The organism is Sphingomonas citri (assembly GCF_019429485.1).
Taxonomy (GTDB): Bacteria; Pseudomonadota; Alphaproteobacteria; order Sphingomonadales; family Sphingomonadaceae; genus Sphingomonas; species Sphingomonas citri.
Map to the genome: position 1 here is coordinate 1 of NZ_JAHXZN010000005.1, position 17,453 is coordinate 17,453.

Genomic DNA, 17,453 nt, shown 5'->3' on the forward strand with positions numbered 1-17,453 from the left:
GGCCGGCGCGACCCGCCGCGGACGTGAGCGAGCGCGCGGGTGCCGCGCGCGGCGCGCGGCCGGCGCCGGGCGCGGCGCTCGAGGCGCATGCCCCTGCCGCAGCGGGTCGGCGCGCGCGAGTGCGTGACGGCGCGGAGTCCGAGGGCCCGACCCGCCCCGCCAAGGATCGGCGCGCGCCCCGAACCACGCCGCGGGCCGGTGCAGCGGCCGAGCGCCCGGCCCGCGCCAGCGAGGACGAGCGCACGCGTCGCTCGCCGTCGCGCGCTGGGGCGTTCGTCGAGCGCTCGTCCCGCGCTGGCGACGACGCGCGCACCCGCCGCGCCCCGCAGCGCGCCGACGATGATCAGCGCGCCCGTCGCGCCCCACCCCGCGCCGGTGGATCGTCCCCGCGCTCGCCGGACGACGCCGACGCCGCGCCGCCGACCCGGCCCGAGCGGCCCAAGCGCCAGCCGGGCTGGGCCAAGCCCAAGCCGCGCTCGGGACCGCCGCGCAAGGGGCGGCGATGAGGATCGTCGCCGGCAGCTGGCGCGGCCGCGCGCTCGTCGCTCCCGCGGGTGAGACCACGCGCCCCACCGCCGACCGCACGCGCGAGGCGCTGTTCTCGATGCTGCTCAGCCGGGTCGGCAGCTTCGAGGGCCTCGCGGTGGCGGATCTGTTCGCCGGCTCGGGCGCGCTCGGGCTGGAGGCACTGTCGCGCGGCGCGCGCTCCTGCCTGTTCGTCGAGCAGGACAAGGCCGCGCTCGACTCGCTTCGCGCCAACGTGGCGAAGCTGGGCGCGACCGGCGCGGACGTGCGCGCGGGCTCGGTGCTGGCCCTCGGCCCCGCGACCGCACCGCTCGACCTCGTCCTGATGGACCCGCCCTACGGCACCGGCGCGGGCGCGGTGGCGGCGGACAAGCTGGCGCGGCTCGGCTGGATCGGCCCCGCCACCTGGGTCACGGTCGAGACCGCGCGCGGCGAGGCGGTCACGGCCGCGGGGTTCGAGACGGTGGCGGAGCGGGTCTACGGCCGCGCCCAGGTCACGCTGCTGCGACTCGCCTGAGCGCGCGTCACGGCCCCTCGACCGGCACCGCGTCGACGTGGCGCGCGGGTCGCATGACCAGCAGCGCGACGAGGCTCAGCAGCGACATGGCGGCGAGATAGACGCCGACCGGGACGAGCCCGCCGCGCTGCGCCAGCGTCTGCGCCGCGATCGGGGTGAGCCCGCCGCCGATGATGCCCGCCATGTTGAAGGCGAGGCTCACCCCGGTGTAGCGCACCCGCGCCGGGAACAGGCCCGGCAGCCAGGCGCCCAGCGGCCCATAGACGAAGCCCATGACGAAGAGCGCGAAGGCGAGCGTCGCGAAGACCGCGGGCGGCGCGCCCGAGCCGAGCCCCGGCACCAGCGCGAAACCGGCGACCACCGCGCCGACGCAGCCCCAGCGCAGCACGTGCGCGGGCGAGCGCCGGTCGCTCCACTCGCCCGACAGCGCGATGCCGAGCGCCATGAACAGGATCGCGCCGAGCTGGAGCGCGAGGAACAGCTGCCGGTCGAACCCGCGCGTCACCGCATAGCCGAGTGCGAAGGCGGTCGCGACATAATAGACCGCGAAGCACGCCACCGCCCCCAGCGTTCCGCCCAGTGCGGCGCGCCAATGGTGGCGCAGCAGCTCGCCGATCGGCACCGCCGGCGGCGGCCCTTCCTCGATCATCGCCGCGAAAGCGGGCGTCTCCGCGATCGTCAGCCGCACCCACAGTCCCAGCGCGATCAGCACCGAGGAGAGCAGGAACGGTAGTCGCCAGCCCCAGGCCATGAAGGAGTCGCGGTCCATCGTGGCGCCGAGCAGCAGGAACAGCCCGTTGGCGGCGATGAAACCGACCGGCGCGCCGAGCTGCGGGACCATGCCGTAGCGCCCGCGACGGTGCGAAGGCGCGTTCTCCACCGCCAGCAGCGCCGCCCCGCCCCACTCACCGCCCAGCCCGAAGCCCTGGCCGAAGCGCAGCAGGCACAGCAGCAGCGGCGCGACATAGCCCGCTTGCGCGAAGGTCGGCAGGAAGGCGATCGCCATCGTCGAGCCGCCCATCAGCAGCAGACTGGCGATCAGCGTCGACTTGCGCCCGACGCGGTCGCCGAAGTGACCGAACGCCCAGGCGCCGATCGGCCGCGCGAAGAAGGCCACCGCCAGGCTGCCATAGGCGGCGAGCAGCTCGATCGCGGGGTCGCCGATCGGAAAGAACAGGGTTCCGAACACGAGCGAGGCCGCGGTGGCGTAGATGTAGAAGTCGTAGAATTCGACCGACGTCCCGACCAGGCTGGCGAGCAGGATGCGGCGATGCGAGGCGCTGGCGCGCGGGGCGGTCGGGAGCGGGGACGCTGGCATGGCGGCGGTCATCGAGCGGCGGTCGGGCCCGGGTCAACGGGAAAAGTTTGCCGCACGGTCACTAAAGGCTCTGCGACCGACACACAGCAGCAACGTTGCCCGGCTATGAAGAGGATGACGGTGCCGCTCCCCCTGTGTGGCACCGTGGTGGTCGGACACTCCCCCTCGTCCGATCCTTCCCTGGACTACGGGGCGGCTCGCGAGGGCCGCCCCGGCTTTTCCGACAGCGACGTGGACGCGCGTGCCGTGCGGCTGGAACGTCGCTCGCCGCAACGTCACGACAGGCCGGCGGTCCGCACCAGCGCGCGCAGCAGCCAGAACAGCGCGCCCGACAGCGCCATCGCCACCGGCAGCGTCAACAGCCAGGCCGCGGCGAGTTGCAGCAATGTGCGGCGCTGCAGCCCCTGCCCGCTCGCCACCGAGGCGCCTGCCACGCCCGAGGAGAGGATATGCGTGGTCGACACCGGGAGCCCGAAACGGTCTGCCGCCAGGATCGTGGCCGCGGCGACCAGCTCGGCCGAGGCGCCCATGCCATAGGTCATGTGCTGCTTGCCGATCTTCTCGCCGACGGTGACGACGATCCGCTTCCAACCGATCATCGTGCCGAGCCCGAGTGCCAGCGCCACCGCCACCTTCACCCACAAGGGAATGAACCGCGTGCCGCGCTCCAGCCGTTTCTGATAATCGGCGAGCGCGTCTTTCTCCGGCCCGCTCAGCCGCGACTGCTTGTCGGCGACGATCATCCGCGTCGCGTCGAGCACCAGGTACATGTCGTTTCGCACGTTGGGCGCGGCCTGCGCCGGGACGTTGCTGAGCGCGCCATAACCGGCGACGCGCTGCGACAGGTCGCGCGACACTGCCACCACCGCGCCATAGGCCTGGGGCGACACCGCGCGGCGCTGCTCCAACGCGTCCTTGAGCAGCGGTCGCGCGCGCTCGAGCGGTACCGCGGCGGCGCCGTGCCGGATCAGCGTCGCGCTCGCGTCGGTGGCGCTGGCGAGGAAAGCGGGCGTCTCGCTCGCCGGGAGTGTGCGGTTGAGCGCATAGGCGGTCGGCGCGCAGCCGATCAGGATGAGCATGATCAGCCCCATGCCCTTCTGCCCGTCGTTCGAGCCATGGCTGAACGACACCGCGGTGCAGGTGAACACGAGCAGCGCGCGGATGCCGAGCGGCGGCGGCGCGTCGCCCTCGGGCGCGCGCATCAGCTCGGGCGAGCGCGCGACGCGGCGCAGCACCAGCAGCAGCAACGCCGCGGCGGAGAAGCCGATCAGCGGCGCCATCCACAGGCCGGTCAGCACCTTGGTCGCCTGGCTCCAGTCGACCCCGGCGGTGCCGCCCGCGCCCGAGGTGAGCAATTGGTTGGCGAGCCCGACGCCCAGCACCGAGCCGATCAGCGTGTGGCTCGAACTGTTGGGCAGGCCGACGTACCAGGTCGCGAGGTTCCAGATCACCGCGGCGAGCAGCAGCGCGAAGATCATCGCGAAGCCCGCGCCCGAGCCGACGTTGAGGATCAGGTCGACAGGCAGCAGCGTGATGATCGAATAGGCCACCGCGCCCGAGGACAAGAGCACGCCGAGAAAGTTGAAGAAGCCGGACCACATCACCGCCAGATTGGCGGGCAGCGAGTTGGTGTAGATCACCGTCGCGACGGCATTGGCGGTGTCGTGGAAGCCGTTGACGAACTCGAAGCCCAGCGCGATCAACAGGGCAAGGCCGAGGAACAGGAACACGCCGACCGCGAGCTGCTCGCCGACCTGCTGCGTGTCGATGACGATGCTGATCCCGGCATAGAGAAGCCCCGCCGCGGCGAGCAGCAGGAACAGGAGGCGCGCACCGGGATGAACCGGCGCGTCGAATCGTCGCGCAGCAGCAAGCGACGGCGGCGACTCGCTGGCCGCGAGGACGGTGGTTGCCATGGTGGCACCGCCATCCTCCTCGAAAGTGACACTTTAATGACGATTAATGTCCCAGGATGAGCCAGAACTGACGCAGCGGCCGTCGAGGGACCGGCCGCCGACGAGGCGTCCTGATGCTGCAAGACGAAGCGAGCGTGGTGGTTCGCCCGCCCTTGAAGAAAGCCGCGGCGCGGCTCAGCCCATGCCCGGATAGGTGGTGAACGCGGGCAAGTCCGCCATCCCTCTGGTCCACGGCAGCCGCTCCTTCACCATGATCTGCGCGCTGGGCGGACACGTCGCGGGATCGTCCAGCGTCCCCGACTGGACGTCGACCAGCCCCGGCAGCGCGCTCGCGTTGCGATAGAACAGCCCGGTACCGCAGCGCCCGCAGAACTGCCGCTCGCCATGCTCCGACGAGTGATACGTCACCGGTTCGCCCGTCACGCTGACGTGATCCTCGCGAAAGGCGATCCAGCCCATCACCGGCGCGCCCGACCAGCCGCGGCAATCGGTGCAATGGCACAGCGCGTGGTGCTCGGGCGCGCCCTCCGCCTCGTAGCGGATCGCGCCGCAGTGGCAGCCCCCCGCGATCACCGCCTGCTCCGCCATCTCGCTCTCCCTCGACTCGACCGATGTTCCCAGGATGTTCTCACGAGAACATGCACCTGGCAAGCCGCGCGCTTGCTCCGCGGCGCTTCGTTCCCTACCTGTTCGGCGGTGACCGAGCCAGCCAACGCCCTTCAGGACCCACCCTATCTCGCCGGGCTCAACCCGCCGCAGCGCGACGCAGTGCTCACCACCGACGGGCCGGTGCTGGTGCTCGCCGGCGCTGGTACGGGCAAGACCGCGGCGCTCACCGCGCGGCTGGCGCACCTGCTATGGACGCGCAAGGCCTATCCGTCCGAGATCCTCAGCGTCACCTTCACCAACAAGGCCGCGCGCGAGATGCGCGAGCGCGTCGGGCGTCTCGTCGGCGACGCGGTGGAGGGCATGCCGTGGCTCGGCACCTTCCACGCGATTGGCGCCAAGATGCTGCGCCGTCACGCCGAGCTGGTCGGACTGCAGAGCAATTTCACGATCCTCGACACCGACGATCAGCTCCGCCTGCTCAAGCAGCTGATCGTCGCCGCCGACCTCGACGAGAAGCGCTTCCCCGCGCGCAGCCTCGCCGGGCTGATCGACGAGTGGAAGAACAAGGGGCTCACCCCGTCCGAGATCGACGCCGGCGAGAGCGAGCGCTACGGCAACGGCCGCGGCGGTGAGCTCTACCAGCAATATCAGGACCGGCTGCGCGCGGTGAACGCCTGCGACTTCGGCGACCTGCTGCTTCACGTGCTGACGATCCTGAAGCGCGAGCGCTCGGTGCTCGAGCAGTATCAGCAGCGCTTCCGCTACATCATGGTGGACGAGTATCAGGACACCAACTCGGTCCAGTATCTCTGGCTGCGGCTGCTCGCGCAGGAGCGCCGCAACATCTGCTGTGTCGGCGACGACGACCAGTCGATCTATTCCTGGCGCGGCGCGCAGGTGGAGAACATCCTCAAGTTCGAGAAGGATTTCCCAGGCGCCAAGGTGATCCGGCTGGAGCAGAACTACCGCTCCACGCCACATATCCTCGCTGCCGCCTCGGGCGTGATCGCCAACAACGGCGGGCGGCTCGGCAAGGAGCTGTGGACCGAGCTCGACGCGGGCGAGAAGGTGCGCGTCCTCGGCGTGTGGGACGGGCCCGAGGAAGCGCGCCGCGTCGGCGAGGAGATCGAGGCGGCGCAGCGCGACGGCACCAACCTCGACCATGTCGCCATCCTCGTGCGCGCGCAGCACCAGACGCGCGAGTTCGAGGACCGCTTCATCGCGATCGGCCTGCCCTATCGCATCGTCGGCGGCTTCCGCTTCTACGAGCGCGCCGAGATCCGCGACGCGCTCGCCTATCTGCGCGTCGTCCACCAGCCCGCCGACGACCTCGCCTTCGAGCGGATCGTCAATACGCCCAAGCGCGGCCTCGGCGACAAGGCGATTGCCAAGCTCCACCAGCTCGCCCGCGCCGAGCGGCTGCCGCTGTCGATCGCGGCGGCGCGCATCCTCGACAGCGACGAACTCACCCCGCAGGCGCGCAAGGCGCTCGGCCGCTTCGTCGGCGACGTCGCGCGCTGGCGCGACATGGCCAACGATCTGCCCCACGCCGAGCTGGCGCGGCAGATCCTCGACGAGAGCGGCTATACCGCGATGTGGCAGGCGGAGAAGTCGGCCGAGGCGGCGGGGCGGCTCGAGAATCTCACCGAGCTGGTGCGCGCGATGGAGGAATATGAGAGCCTGACCGCCTTCCTCGAGCATGTCAGCCTGGTCATGGACAATGAGGCGACGCGCGAGGATCCCAAGGTGACGATCATGACGATCCACGCCGCCAAGGGGCTGGAGTTCGACACCGTCTTCCTCGCCGGCTGGGAGGAAGGGCTGTTCCCGTCGCAGCGCGCGCTCGACGAGGGCGGCACGCGCAGCCTCGAGGAGGAGCGCCGCCTCGCTTATGTCGCGATCACGCGCGCGCGCCGCCGCGCCACCATCCTCCACGCCGCCAACCGCCGCATCTACGGGCAGTGGACCAGCTCGCTACCGTCGCGCTTCGTGGGCGAGCTGCCCGACGCGCATGTCGAGAGCGAGACGAGCATGTCGGGCGGCGAGAGCCTGTGGCGCGCCAATTGGAGCGAGCGCGCCGATCCCTTCGCCGACGTCGCGCGCGGCACCGGCCGCGGCCCGGGCTGGCAGCGCGCGGCGGGGACGCTCGGCACCCAGAGCGGGAGCAAGCCCGGCGGCGAGTGGACCAGCCGCACCTTCTCGCGCGAGCCGGTCCGCGTGGTGGAGAGCCGCGCCTCGGCGGTGAGCATCGGCAACAAGGGTCGCGGCGATCTGTCAGTGGGGCAGCGCGTGTTCCACCAGAAGTTCGGCTATGGCGCGATCGCCGAGATCGAGGGCAACAAGCTCGAGATCGACTTCGAACAGGCCGGGCGCAAGCGCGTGATGGACAGTTTCGTCAGCGCCAGCTGAGACTTTCCCGGCGCGTCCGGGTTGTCGGCGGCGGAGGTGTGCCATGTCCGAGACCGCCGAGAAGACCGATCCCGCTCTGTGGGAGACGGTGAAGGACGAGATCACCGCCGGCGCGAAGGGCGGCAGGAAGGGGCAATGGTCCGCGCGCAAGGCGCAGATGGCAGTCGCCGAGTATAAGAAGCGCGGCGGCGGCTATAAGGGCGGCAAGGACGAGGACAATTCGCTGCACCAGTGGAGCGAGGAGGACTGGGGCACCAAGTCGGGCGCGACGAGCGAGGCAAGCGGCGAGCGCTATCTGCCGAAGAAGGCGCGCGCGGCGCTGTCCGACAAGGAGTATGCGCGCACCAGCGCGAAGAAGCGGGCCGACACCAAGAAGGGGAAGCAATTCTCCGCCCAGCCCTCTGACGTGGCGGAGAAGACGCGGCCGTACCGCGACCATCGCTCGAAGGCCGATCTCTACGCCGAGGCGAAGAAGCGCGACATCCCCGGTCGCTCGACGATGAACAAGGACGAGCTGGCGAAGGCGCTCGCGGGATAGTTCGCAGATCTGGTCGCGTCATCGGTCAGCCACGCGCCCCGGCGCGGGCCGGGTACAGTTGGGTGACCTCACGTCAGAGCCACTACGGCCTTCCCACCTAGGCTCCGGCCTGCACCGAAGCACATCAGAGAGTCGCCTTTACCTGCGCAGCTCCACCGCGCCACTCCCCCACAGCGCCCACCAGATGATCGCGGGCTGAAGCAGCAGCCGCGGCGCATGGTACCAGACCGGCAGCCCCGTACCGCTGCCGAGATCGAGCATGGCGTGGTAGATATTGGCCGGCCACACGCACAGCGCATAGGCCGCCAGCCCCCATCCGGCGAAGCGCCGCGTGGCGCGCGGCAGCAGCATCGCCGCGCCGGCCAGCTCGATCACGCCGGTGACCGCCACCACCGCGACTGGCAGCGGGATCGCTGGCGGGACGATCGCCGCCATCGCGTCGGTGAAGGCGAAATGCGCGATGCCGCCCAGCGCGTAGAACAGCGCGAGCGCCCACCGGCCCCAGCGCCGCGCGTCACTCTCGCGCTGGCGCTTGAAGCCGTAGGAAGCGTAGCGATCGACCGGCAAGCCGGTCAGACCTCCACGGCCAGGAGCGTTACGCCCTCGTACTTGTCGTCACCGGGAACGAACAATTCGCTCGGCTTGAAGCGACGCGGCGTGATCCGCAGCCCGGTCAGCCCGGCGAGCTTGAACGCGCCGATCTTTGGCTCTTTGGGCGGCTGGCCGTCGCGCTCCAGCGTGAGCGCGTCGAGATAGATCTCGCCGTGCTTGGTGTAGAGGATGTGCGGCGCCAGCGTCACCTCGCCGCGATTGTAGGTCGCGGCGATCGCCTGCTGCTTGACGATCGCCTCGAAGACGATCGGGACGGTGTCGGGAACGGCGCTTGGCTTGTTCATCGTCTGAGCATTCATCACGCTGCCCCTAGCCGATCGCGCTGCGTCGCAGCAAGAACCTCGCGAGATCGCCTACGTTCCCATCATAGCACGAGAAACCGGTCAACGCGGCATCAACTTCTGCGCGAAATAGGTCATCTGCAGCGCCTGCAGCCGCGCTCCCTGCTCGATGTCCGCGTCGCCAGAATGGCCACCCGCCGTGTCCTCGTAGAACAGATAGGGCAGCCCATATTCCTTGAGCCGCGCGGCGAACTTGCGCGCGTGCTGCGGCCCGACCCGGTCGTCCTTGGTGGTCGTCCAGATGTACGGCTCGGGGTAGCGCACGCCCTTGCGGATGTTCTGGTACGGCGAGATCGTGCCGAGAAAGGCGCGCTCCTCGGGCACGCTGACCGAGCCATATTCGTCGACCCAGGAGGCGCCCGCCGCGATCTGTTCGTAGCGCAGCATGTCGAGCAGCGGCACCTGGATCGTCACCGCCTGCCACAGCTCGGGATGCTGGTTGAACTCGACCCCCATCAGCAGCCCGCCGTTCGAGCCGCCGTAGATGCCCAGCTTCTGCGGGCTGGTCAGCCGCCGGGCGATCAGGTCTTTCGCCACCGCGGCGAAATCGTCGTAGATCACCTGTCGCTTGGTCTTGCGCCCGGCGTCGTGCCACGCCGGGCCGAACTCGCCCCCGCCGCGAATGTTCGCGAGCACATAGGCTCCGCCGCGCTCGAGCCACAATTTGCCGGTGATCGCCGAATAGGCCGGCAGCATCGGCAGCTCGAACCCGCCATAGGCCGTCATGATCGTCGGCGTGGTGCCGTCGGGTCGGATGCCTCGTCGGTGAACAATGAAATAGGGTACCTTTGTGCCGTCGGTGGAGGTCGCCTCATGCTGCTCGACCACCAGCCCGGCGGCGTCGAACTTCGCCGGCAACGTCTTCACCGCCGCCCCCGCCGTCGCCGTCGCGGCGTCGAGCGGCAGCAGCGTCGTCGGCGTCAGGAAGCCGGTCACCGTCACATAGCCATGGTCGCTCTTGTCGTCGGCGCTCGCCACGCCCAGCGACACATTGTCGGGCAGCGCGACCGGCCGTGCCGTCCACCCCTTTTCTCCCGGCGTGTAGATCGTCGCCCGCCCGCGGACATTGTCGTTGTAGATCAGCACCAGCCGATCCTTGGTCGTCACCACTTCGTCGACCGACTGGCGCGGGTCGGGCGCGAACACCACCGTCGGGTCCAGCGCTCCGCTCTCGACGTCGGCGAGCGGCACGGAGGCGATCGCGCCCGCCGGCACCTTGCCCCACGGGTCGCTGGTGCGGAACAGCACCTGGCCGTGGACCATGGCCTCCGGGAAGGTCCGCGCCGGCACGTCGAGCTTGCGCGTCCCCGCCGGCGTCCAGACATAGGTCTCGCCGCCGAAGAAGGTCGTCTGCCGCGTGATCGTGACCAGCCGGTGGCCCTGGCCGTCGGTGATCACCCCGGCGTAGGTGCCGAGCTGGTCGGCCGGCTGGCCGCGGTAGACCTCGGTCGCCGCCGCCAAGGGCTGGCCGCGCTTCACCATCTTCACCACGAAGGGATAGCTCGAGGCGGTCATCGTCCCAGCGCCCCAGTCGCGGCTGACCAGCAGCGTGTCCTCGTCGAGCCAGCTCGCGCCCTGTTTCGACTTGGGCAAAGCGAATCCGCCGGAGACGAACGCGCCGGCAGCCAGGTCGAACTCGCGATAGCTGATCGCGTCCTCGCCGCCCTCGGAGAGCGCGACCAGGCACAGCCGCTCCTCGGGCTGCAGGCAGGTCGCGCCCTTCCACACCCATTTCTTGCCCTCTGCCTTCGACAGCGCATCGAGGTCGAGGACCGTCGTCCATCTCGGCTGCGGCCGGGCGTAATCGGCCTCGCTGGTCCAGCGCCAGATGCCCTGCGGATGATCGGCATCGCGCCAGAAATTGTAGATGCGGCCGTACAATTGGCTCGGCATCGGAATGCGATCCTTCGCCGCGGCGATCGCCAGCGCCTGCTGGTAGAAGGTCTGGTAGCGCGGGTCGTCCTGAAGCCGCGGCAGCGTGCGCTTGTTCTCGGCCTCGACCCAGGCGAGCGCCCGGGCGCCGTCCTTCTCCTCGAGCCAGACATAGGGATCGTCGGTCATCGCCTTGCTCTGGGCGAGCGCCGCCGATGCCGCAAGCGCCGCGGCGAGCGCCACCCCGATGGCCAGCCGGCCCCGTCCCGAAACCCTCATCGCAGCGACCCTTCTCTTCGTTGCCGCCATTCTTGCGGCGCGCGGCGGCGCGGAACAAGCCGCAACGTGACGAGTCGGGCAGGCAAGGATGCCGCCCGCTGACCCGATCCGACGCGCCGCCGCGGGCGTCCCCGCCGCCGATGGCCTACCCGCGCCGCGCCGCTACGCCGCGATCGCGGCGCTCTGCTTCGGCACCGCGCTGGTGATCATCGACGGCGGCGTCGCCAATGTCGCGCTGCCGACGATCGCGCGCGACCTCGGCGTCGACTCCTCGGCGGTGGTTGCGATCGTGACCGTCTATCAGCTGATGCTGGTGATGCTGCTGCTGCCCTTCGCCGGACTGGGCGAGCGGATCGGGCTGAAACGCATGTACCAGCTCGGCCAGTCGATCTTCACCGTCGCGACCTTGCTCTGCTTCTTCGCCAAGAGCCTGCCCTTCCTGCTGGTGGTGCGCGCGGCGCAGGCGATCGGTGCGGCGGGTGCCTTGGCGGTCGCCTCGGCGCTGATCCGCCAGACCTATCCGAGCGCGCAGCTGGGGCGCGGCCTCGGCATCAACTCAGTGGTGGTGTCGAGCTCCGCCGCGGCGGCGCCGACCATCGGCGGACTGGTGCTCGCGGTGGCGCCATGGCCGTGGGTGTTCGCCAGCGCGATCCCCTTCGCGCTCGCCTCGCTGCTGTTCGGCCGCGCGCTGCCCGACCCCGCGCCGCGCGACCGGCGCTTCGACGTGCTCGGCGCGGTGATGTGCGCGGCGATGTTCGGGCTGGTGATTGGGGGCGCCGAGAGCGCGGTCCACGGCGACAGCCCGGTGGTGTCCGCCGCGATCGTGCTGCTCGGCGTCGCGATCGGCGTGATCTACGTCCGGCGCGAGCGGGGGACCGCCGACCCGATCCTGCCGGTCGACCTGCTCGCGCGGCCGGTGATCGCGCTGTCGACGATCGGCGGCTTCACCGCCTTCATCGCCTCGATGACGCTGCTGTTGTCGACGCCATTCCGGCTCACGCACGAATATGGCTTCACTGCGGCCGAGGTCGGCGCGGCGATCGCGCCCTGGCCGCTGACCAACATGATCGTCGCGCCGCTCACCGGCTGGCTGTCCGACCGCGTGCCGGCGGGGCTGCTCGGCGGGATCGGCATGGCGATCTCGATCGTCGCCCTGGTGCTGATCGCGCTGATGCCGGCCGATCCGAGCTATTTCGACGTGGCGTGGCGGATGGCGCTGTGCGGCTCCGGCTTCGGCACCTTCCTGCCGCCGAACGCGCGGCTGATCATCGGATCGGCACCGCGCGCGCGCGTCGCCGCTGCCGGCGGGCTGGTGAGCACGGTGCGCCTGGTCGGCCAGACCACGGGTGCGACACTGGTGGCAGCGCTGCTGGCGGTCGGCGTCGGGGCGGGGGCGGTGCCGCCGTTGGTGTCGGCCGGGTTGGCGCTCGTGGCGGGCGCGTGCAGCCTCGCGCGACTGCGTCCCTCGGTCCGCGAGTCGGGCAGCAGTGAGGCGGAGGCGGTGCCGGCGGCGACGGTGCGGTAAGCGCAGGCATGTGTCTCGGTACGCGGGGACCGATTGGCGGCAAACGACGGTGACCCGACTTCTGGGCTCCTGGGTCGGCAGAAGCACGGATCCGTTTGAGTATCCCGATCAGGCTTACCCGCGCACCCCGATCCACGCCAGCCACAGCCAGCCCGCGATCAGCAGCGTCCCGCCGATCGGCGTCACCGCGCCGAGCCAGCGCGGCAGCCCGATCGCCATCAGGTACAGGGTCCCCGCGAACAGCGCGCCGCCGGCGAGGAACAGCCAGGCCGGCCCGCGTGCCTCCAGCCGCAGCGCCACCAGCGCGGCGAGCGCGTGGACCAGCTGATAGTGGCTCCCCGTCTTGAGCCATTCCACCGCCGCGCCGCTCGCGCCGTGCGCCCCGAACGCGCCAGCGCCGACCGCGAGCGCGCCCGACAGCGCCGCCAGGACCACCAACCCATTCACTCGCGCTGCCCCCCGCCCCATGGCGCCTGCTCGGCGACCAGCGCGCGCGCGGCGCGGATGTCGCCCGCCTCGATCTGGATGCGCAGCCGCTCGCGGTCGCGCGCGCGGTACATCTGCTCGGCACGGTCGATCTCGGCGGGCGAGACGCCCAGCCCTTCCAGTGCCAGCCGCGCCATGCGGATCGCCGACTCGAGCACCTCGCGCACCACCGCGCGCGCCGGCCCCGGCTTGAGCCGCACCAGCGCGCGCCGGTCGAAGGCGCGGACGTAGATGGCGGCGCGCGGGAAGGCCTCGTGGATCGCCTCGAGCTGGCCGAGGTCGAGCTGGTCGCCATCCATGCAGAACATAATGAGCTCGGCCTCGGCAGCGCCGGCCTGGCGCAGCAGGTCCAGCCGGGTGCCGTCGCCGTAATAGACCTTGGAGCCGAACTCCTCGGCGATATCGATCATCTCGATATCGGTGTCGATCAGCGTGACCGGGATGTCCTGCATCATCAGCATCTGCCCGACCGTCTGGCCGAATCGGCCATAGCCGACGATGATCGCGTTGGCGCCGTCCGCCTTCGGCCCGTCACGTGCGCCGTCGGCGACGATCGGCTCCTCGCGGAAGCGGCGCGTGAACATCATCAAGAAGGGCGTCGTCGCCATCGACAGCGTGATGATCGCGCCGAATAGGCTCGCCGCCTGCGGCGCGATCAGATAGGCGTTCTGCGCCTGGGCGAGCAGCACGAAGCCGAACTCGCCGCCCTGGCTCAGCAGCAGTCCGAGCGCGACCGCCTGCCGCCACTTCATGCGGAAGGCCAGCCCCAGCGCGGTGATGATCCCTGCCTTGGTGACGATCAACGCCGCCGCCATCGCCACCACGAAGAAGGGACGCTCGGCGATGGCGTGCAGGTCGAGCATCATGCCGACCGCGAGGAAGAACAGCCCGAGCAGGATAGAGCGGAAGGGCTCGACGTCGGTCTCCAGCTCGTGACGATAAGGGCTGTCCGCCAGCATCACGCCCGCCACGAACGCGCCGAGCGCGGTGGAGAGCCCCAGCCACTCCATCAGCGCCGCCGCGGCGATCACCGTGAACAGCGCGGCGAAGACGAACATCTCGCGCTCGCCGAGATTGCCGATGCCGCGGAACAGCGGGCGCAGCACGAAGCGCCCGACCGCGACCAGCCCGGCGATGGCGAGCACGGTATAGACCACCAGCAACCAGCCCGGCGGCCCGGCCGCGGCCTCGGGGTTGCGGCTCATCGCGGCGATGATCGTGATCATCGGGATGATCGACAGGTCCTGGAACAGCAGGATCGAGAAGGCGCGCTCGCCGAACGGCGTGCGCAGGCGTCCCGAGGACTGCAGCATGGGCAGCACCTGCGCGGTCGAGGACAGGGCCAGCGGCATGCCCACCGCCAGCGCCGCGGCGAGCGAGAATTTCGCTGCGAGCGCGAGGATCGCGGCGATGGCGACGCCGCAGGCGACGACCTGGAGCAGCCCCAGTCCGAGGATATCTTCCTTCAGCCGCCACAACCGCGTCGGGCTCAGCTCCAGCCCGACGATGAAGAGCAGCAGCGTGATGCCGAGCTCGGCGAAGCCCAGCTTGGTCTCGGCATCGCCGACCAGCCCGAGCAGCTGCGGCCCGACCAGCGCGCCGGCGACGAGGAAGCCTAGGGTCGCGCCCAGCCCGAGCCGGCGGAACAGCAGCACGAAGACCAGTCCCGCGCCGAGCAGGATCGTCCCGTCGCGGACCAGCGAGCCGTCGGCGGCGTGCTCCATCAGACCGCGACCTCGCTCGCGGCGCGCGCCTGCTCGGCCGCCTCCGCCGCGGCCTCGAAGGCGAGCCGGATCGAGGGGTGGCGCGCGGTGAGCTTGAGGCCGGGCGCGAAGATCGCGATGCCAGGCCAGTCGGGCGTGTCGCCGCTGCCGGCGAGCCAGGCGGTGAGCGAGTCGCGCGCTGTCGCCAGTTCCTCGGGCGTGCGGCCGATCGCGTGCCGCGCCAGCAGCGTCGACGAGGCCTGGCCGAGCAGGCAGGCGCGCACCTGCGTGCCCAGCGCGGCGACCCGCCCGGCGCCGTCGAGATCGACGTCGACGATCACGCGGCTGCCGCAGATCGGCGAGCGCTTCTCGGCCGTTCCCGCGGGGTCGGCGAGCCGCTCGGGATAGGGGTTGCCGATCGCCAGCGCGCTGATCTCGGGGGTGTACAAGTCGAGGCTCATGACTCTCTGTTCTCTCTGGCGGCGCGCTGGGAGACGCGCGGCGCGAAGACGGGCTCGCCGCGGCGCCGCCGGTCGACGAAATCGGCGATCGACGCGCTCGTCGCGCTGAGCAGCGGGTAGGTCCGCGCCTGCGTCAACCACGCCGGCCGGTGCGACGGCCCGCCGCCCGTCGTGTCGAGCACGAGGATCAGCAGAAGATAGGCGAGGCTCGCCAGGATCAAACCCTTCAGCGCGCCGAACCCGAAGCCCAGCGCCCGATCGATCGGGCCGAGCACCGAGGTGCGGGTGCGCCGCGCTACCGCGTTGACCACGATCTTGCTGAGGACATACGTGCCCGCGGTGAGGATAACGAAGGCGAGCACCGCCGCGCCCGAGGCGCTGCCGACGGTGCCGGCCAGCGCGCGCGCGAGCGGCAGGTGGAAGATCTTGAGCGCGAACACCATCGCCACCCAGGCGAACAGCGCCAGCACCTCGCCGACGAAACCGCGCCGCACGCCACCCAGCGCGGTCAGCGCCACCGCGGCGAGCACGGCGATGTCGAGCCCCTGCAAGTTCATGCGCGCATCCTTATGGCGCCACGGCGGCGGGGGCCAGCGCGAGTTGCGATGCGGGTGCGAGGAGGTAAACACGGGTACCCAGAATGGTGACGTGCGATTGCCCCCAGAGCGGTGCCGATCCTCCCCGGCACGGGGCGGGGACAAGCCGCAGCCTGGTGGAGGGGGGCTGCCGCAGATGCTGCGCTGCGTGGTGAGCCCCCTCCACCACTCGCCTTCGGCGAGCGTTCCCCCTCCCCTCCCCTCCCCTCCCCGCCCCACGGGGAGGATTTCGTCTGCCTCCTCACCCTCTCCCGAGCAGGTGATCGACGAACTGCCCGAGCGTCCGGAAGCTCGACCGCCGCATCACCTCGCGCTCCGCCCCCGCGGCGCTTTCTGGCAGCAGCGCGCGCTCGAAGCCGAGCTTGGACGCCTCCTTGAGCCGAAGCGGCGCGTGCGCGACCGGGCGTAGCTCGCCCGACAGCGCGATCTCGCCGAACGCCACCGCGTCGGCGGGCACCGGCCGCTCGCTCAGCGCCGAGACCAGCGCCGCCGCGACCGCGAGGTCGGCCGCCGGATCCTGCACGCGATAGCCCCCTGCCACGTTGAGATAGACCTCGCAGGTCGAGAAGCTGAGCCCGCAGCGCGCCTCCAGCACCGCCAGGATCATCGCCAGCCGCCCCGAGTCCCAGCCGACGACCGCGCGCCGCGGCGTCGCCCCGCTGGCGAGCCGCACCACCAGTGCCTGGATCTCGACCAGCACCGGCCGCGTTCCCTCCAGCGCGGGGAAGACGGTCGCGCCGGTGACACCCTCGTCGCGCTGGGTGAGGAACAGCGCAGACGGATTCGACACCTCCGCCAAGCCGTCACCCGCCATGGCGAAGACGCCGATCTCGTCGGTGCCGCCGAAGCGGTTCTTGAGGCTGCGCAGGATGCGATACTGATGACTGCGCTCGCCCTCGAAGCTCAGCACCGTATCGACCATATGCTCGAGCACGCGCGGACCCGCGATCGTGCCGTCCTTGGTGACATGGCCGACCAGCACCACCGCGGTGCCGCGCTCCTTGGCGAAGCGGATCAGCTCCTGCGCGCTGGCGCGGACCTGGCTGACGGTACCCGGCGCGCCCTCGATCAGGTCGGAGTGCATCGTCTGGATCGAGTCGATCACCAGCAGCGCGGGCGGGCGGTCGTGCGACAGCGTCGTCAGGATGTCGCGTGTCGAGGTGGCGGCGGCGAGCTTCACCGGCGCGTCGCCCAGCCCGAGCCGGCGCGCGCGCAGCCGCACCTGGTCCGCCGCCTCCTCGCCCGAGACATAGGCGACGTCGTGGCCGCGCCGCGCCAGCGCCGCCGCGGCCTGGAGCAGCAGGGTCGACTTTCCGATACCGGGGTCGCCGCCGATCAGCGTCGCCGAGCCCGCCACCAGCCCGCCGCCGAGCGCGCGATCGAGCTCGGCGATGCCGAACGGCGTCCGCGGCGGCAGCGCCACCTCGGCGTCGAGCCCGACCAGCGCGATCGTGCGTCCGCCACCCTGAAGATTATGCTTGGCCTGAAAGGGCGTCGCTACGGCCGGCGCTTCCTCCACCAGCGTGTTCCATTCCGAGCAGTCGGCGCACTGCCCCTGCCAGCGGTGGTTCACCGACCCGCACGACTGGCAGACATATCTCTTGTGCATCTTGGCCATGGCATGCTCGTAGCGCAGCCAGAACAGGAAGGGAACGACTGTTCGATGAACGAGCGGTTCACCGCAGGTGCAGGGCGAGTCGCCCATCACTCGGAACCCTCGTTGTGACGCGATCGTTTCAGCGACGA

General features: G+C 70.8%; 15 protein-coding genes and 1 pseudogene. 5 read left to right on the forward strand and 11 right to left on the reverse strand.

The window, feature by feature from the left end; translation table 11 throughout:
* A pseudogene (locus KZ820_RS13925) lies at positions 1-506 on the forward strand (hypothetical protein); the annotation flags it as partial.
* On the forward strand, positions 503-1,042 hold the full coding sequence (gene rsmD / locus KZ820_RS13930) for a 16S rRNA (guanine(966)-N(2))-methyltransferase RsmD (protein WP_219749235.1): 540 nt from the start codon (positions 503-505) through the stop codon (positions 1,040-1,042). The pseudogene KZ820_RS13925 and the gene rsmD, both read left to right, overlap by 4 nt.
* Positions 1,043-1,049: 7 nt before the next feature.
* Here the strand turns inward: rsmD and KZ820_RS13935 are convergent, their stop codons facing one another.
* The 3 genes from KZ820_RS13935 to KZ820_RS13945 form a co-directional block, all read right to left on the reverse strand.
* Positions 1,050-2,360, reverse strand: a complete 1,311-nt coding sequence (locus KZ820_RS13935) for an MFS transporter (RefSeq protein ID WP_219749236.1) — start codon at positions 2,358-2,360, stop codon at positions 1,050-1,052.
* 275 nt (positions 2,361-2,635) lie between these two features.
* Positions 2,636-4,276 (reverse strand): inorganic phosphate transporter, encoded by a 1,641-nt coding sequence (locus KZ820_RS13940; RefSeq protein WP_219749237.1) that lies wholly within the window; start codon positions 4,274-4,276, stop codon positions 2,636-2,638.
* A 174-nt stretch (positions 4,277-4,450) separates the two neighbouring features.
* Positions 4,451-4,864 carry a GFA family protein gene (locus KZ820_RS13945; RefSeq protein ID WP_219749238.1) on the reverse strand — a complete coding sequence of 138 codons (414 nt, stop codon included), beginning with the start codon at positions 4,862-4,864 and terminating at the stop codon, positions 4,451-4,453.
* Positions 4,865-4,972: 108 nt separating this feature from the next.
* Between KZ820_RS13945 and KZ820_RS13950 the strand changes: the two genes are divergently transcribed.
* A complete protein-coding gene (locus KZ820_RS13950) occupies positions 4,973-7,294 on the forward strand; it encodes an ATP-dependent helicase (RefSeq protein WP_219749239.1) in 2,322 nt (773 codons plus the stop codon).
* A gap of 43 nt (positions 7,295-7,337) precedes the next feature.
* Complete coding sequence (locus KZ820_RS13955) at positions 7,338-7,832, forward strand: DUF5872 domain-containing protein (protein WP_219749240.1); 495 nt, start codon at positions 7,338-7,340, stop codon at positions 7,830-7,832.
* Positions 7,833-7,970: 138 nt separating this feature from the next.
* Here the strand turns inward: KZ820_RS13955 and KZ820_RS13960 are convergent, their stop codons facing one another.
* From KZ820_RS13960 to KZ820_RS13970, 3 genes are all read right to left on the reverse strand, one after another.
* Positions 7,971-8,399, reverse strand: coding sequence for a DoxX family protein (locus KZ820_RS13960; protein ID WP_258048208.1), 429 nt, complete (start codon positions 8,397-8,399; stop codon positions 7,971-7,973).
* A 5-nt stretch (positions 8,400-8,404) separates the two neighbouring features.
* Positions 8,405-8,728, reverse strand: coding sequence for a WYL domain-containing protein (locus KZ820_RS13965; RefSeq protein WP_183919925.1), 324 nt, complete (start codon positions 8,726-8,728; stop codon positions 8,405-8,407).
* Positions 8,729-8,827: 99 nt separating this feature from the next.
* Positions 8,828-10,936 carry a prolyl oligopeptidase family serine peptidase gene (locus KZ820_RS13970; RefSeq protein ID WP_219749241.1) on the reverse strand — a complete coding sequence of 703 codons (2,109 nt, stop codon included), beginning with the start codon at positions 10,934-10,936 and terminating at the stop codon, positions 8,828-8,830.
* 88 nt (positions 10,937-11,024) lie between these two features.
* Between KZ820_RS13970 and KZ820_RS13975 the strand changes: the two genes are divergently transcribed.
* Entirely contained in the window at positions 11,025-12,461 is a 1,437-nt protein-coding gene (locus KZ820_RS13975) for an MFS transporter (RefSeq protein ID WP_219749242.1), read from the forward strand.
* Between the two features lie 114 nt (positions 12,462-12,575).
* Here KZ820_RS13975 and KZ820_RS13980 read toward each other — a convergent pair whose 3' ends face one another.
* The 5 genes from KZ820_RS13980 to radA all read right to left on the reverse strand — a co-directional run bounded on the left by KZ820_RS13980 (position 12,576) and on the right by radA (position 17,325).
* A complete protein-coding gene (locus KZ820_RS13980) occupies positions 12,576-12,929 on the reverse strand; it encodes a DUF423 domain-containing protein (RefSeq protein ID WP_219749243.1) in 354 nt (117 codons plus the stop codon).
* Positions 12,905-14,671, reverse strand: a complete 1,767-nt coding sequence (locus KZ820_RS13985; RefSeq protein WP_219749244.1) for a cation:proton antiporter domain-containing protein — start codon at positions 14,669-14,671, stop codon at positions 12,905-12,907. Before KZ820_RS13985 ends, KZ820_RS13980 begins: the two co-directional genes overlap by 25 nt.
* A complete protein-coding gene (locus tag KZ820_RS13990) occupies positions 14,671-15,111 on the reverse strand; it encodes an iron-sulfur cluster assembly scaffold protein (protein ID WP_219749245.1) in 441 nt (146 codons plus the stop codon). The genes KZ820_RS13985 and KZ820_RS13990 overlap by 1 nt, the downstream gene beginning before the upstream one ends.
* On the reverse strand, positions 15,108-15,668 hold the full coding sequence (locus KZ820_RS13995) for a CvpA family protein (RefSeq protein WP_219749246.1): 561 nt from the start codon (positions 15,666-15,668) through the stop codon (positions 15,108-15,110). Before KZ820_RS13995 ends, KZ820_RS13990 begins: the two co-directional genes overlap by 4 nt.
* Positions 15,669-15,948: 280 nt before the next feature.
* On the reverse strand, positions 15,949-17,325 hold the full coding sequence (gene radA / locus KZ820_RS14000) for a DNA repair protein RadA (RefSeq protein WP_219749247.1): 1,377 nt from the start codon (positions 17,323-17,325) through the stop codon (positions 15,949-15,951).
* Between the last annotated feature and the right edge of the window lie 128 nt (positions 17,326-17,453).

What these genes read in the sequence shown, in the direction of transcription:
- KZ820_RS13940 (WP_219749237.1), bottom strand. Translation starts at nt 4,276, where the DNA reads ATGGCAACCACCGTCCTCGCGGCCAGCGAGTCGCCGCCGTCGCTTGCT.
- KZ820_RS13985 (WP_219749244.1), bottom strand. Translation starts at nt 14,671, where the DNA reads ATGGAGCACGCCGCCGACGGCTCGCTGGTCCGCGACGGGACGATCCTG.
- KZ820_RS13935 (WP_219749236.1), bottom strand. Translation starts at nt 2,360, where the DNA reads ATGCCAGCGTCCCCGCTCCCGACCGCCCCGCGCGCCAGCGCCTCGCAT.
- KZ820_RS13970 (WP_219749241.1), bottom strand. Translation starts at nt 10,936, where the DNA reads ATGAGGGTTTCGGGACGGGGCCGGCTGGCCATCGGGGTGGCGCTCGCC.
- rsmD (WP_219749235.1), top strand. Translation starts at nt 503, where the DNA reads ATGAGGATCGTCGCCGGCAGCTGGCGCGGCCGCGCGCTCGTCGCTCCC.
- KZ820_RS13995 (WP_219749246.1), bottom strand. Translation starts at nt 15,668, where the DNA reads ATGAACTTGCAGGGGCTCGACATCGCCGTGCTCGCCGCGGTGGCGCTG.
- radA (WP_219749247.1), bottom strand. Translation starts at nt 17,325, where the DNA reads ATGGCCAAGATGCACAAGAGATATGTCTGCCAGTCGTGCGGGTCGGTG.
- KZ820_RS13975 (WP_219749242.1), top strand. Translation starts at nt 11,025, where the DNA reads ATGCCGCCCGCTGACCCGATCCGACGCGCCGCCGCGGGCGTCCCCGCC.
- KZ820_RS13980 (WP_219749243.1), bottom strand. Translation starts at nt 12,929, where the DNA reads ATGGGGCGGGGGGCAGCGCGAGTGAATGGGTTGGTGGTCCTGGCGGCG.
- KZ820_RS13965 (WP_183919925.1), bottom strand. Translation starts at nt 8,728, where the DNA reads ATGAACAAGCCAAGCGCCGTTCCCGACACCGTCCCGATCGTCTTCGAG.
- KZ820_RS13945 (WP_219749238.1), bottom strand. Translation starts at nt 4,864, where the DNA reads ATGGCGGAGCAGGCGGTGATCGCGGGGGGCTGCCACTGCGGCGCGATC.
- KZ820_RS13955 (WP_219749240.1), top strand. Translation starts at nt 7,338, where the DNA reads ATGTCCGAGACCGCCGAGAAGACCGATCCCGCTCTGTGGGAGACGGTG.
- KZ820_RS13990 (WP_219749245.1), bottom strand. Translation starts at nt 15,111, where the DNA reads ATGAGCCTCGACTTGTACACCCCCGAGATCAGCGCGCTGGCGATCGGC.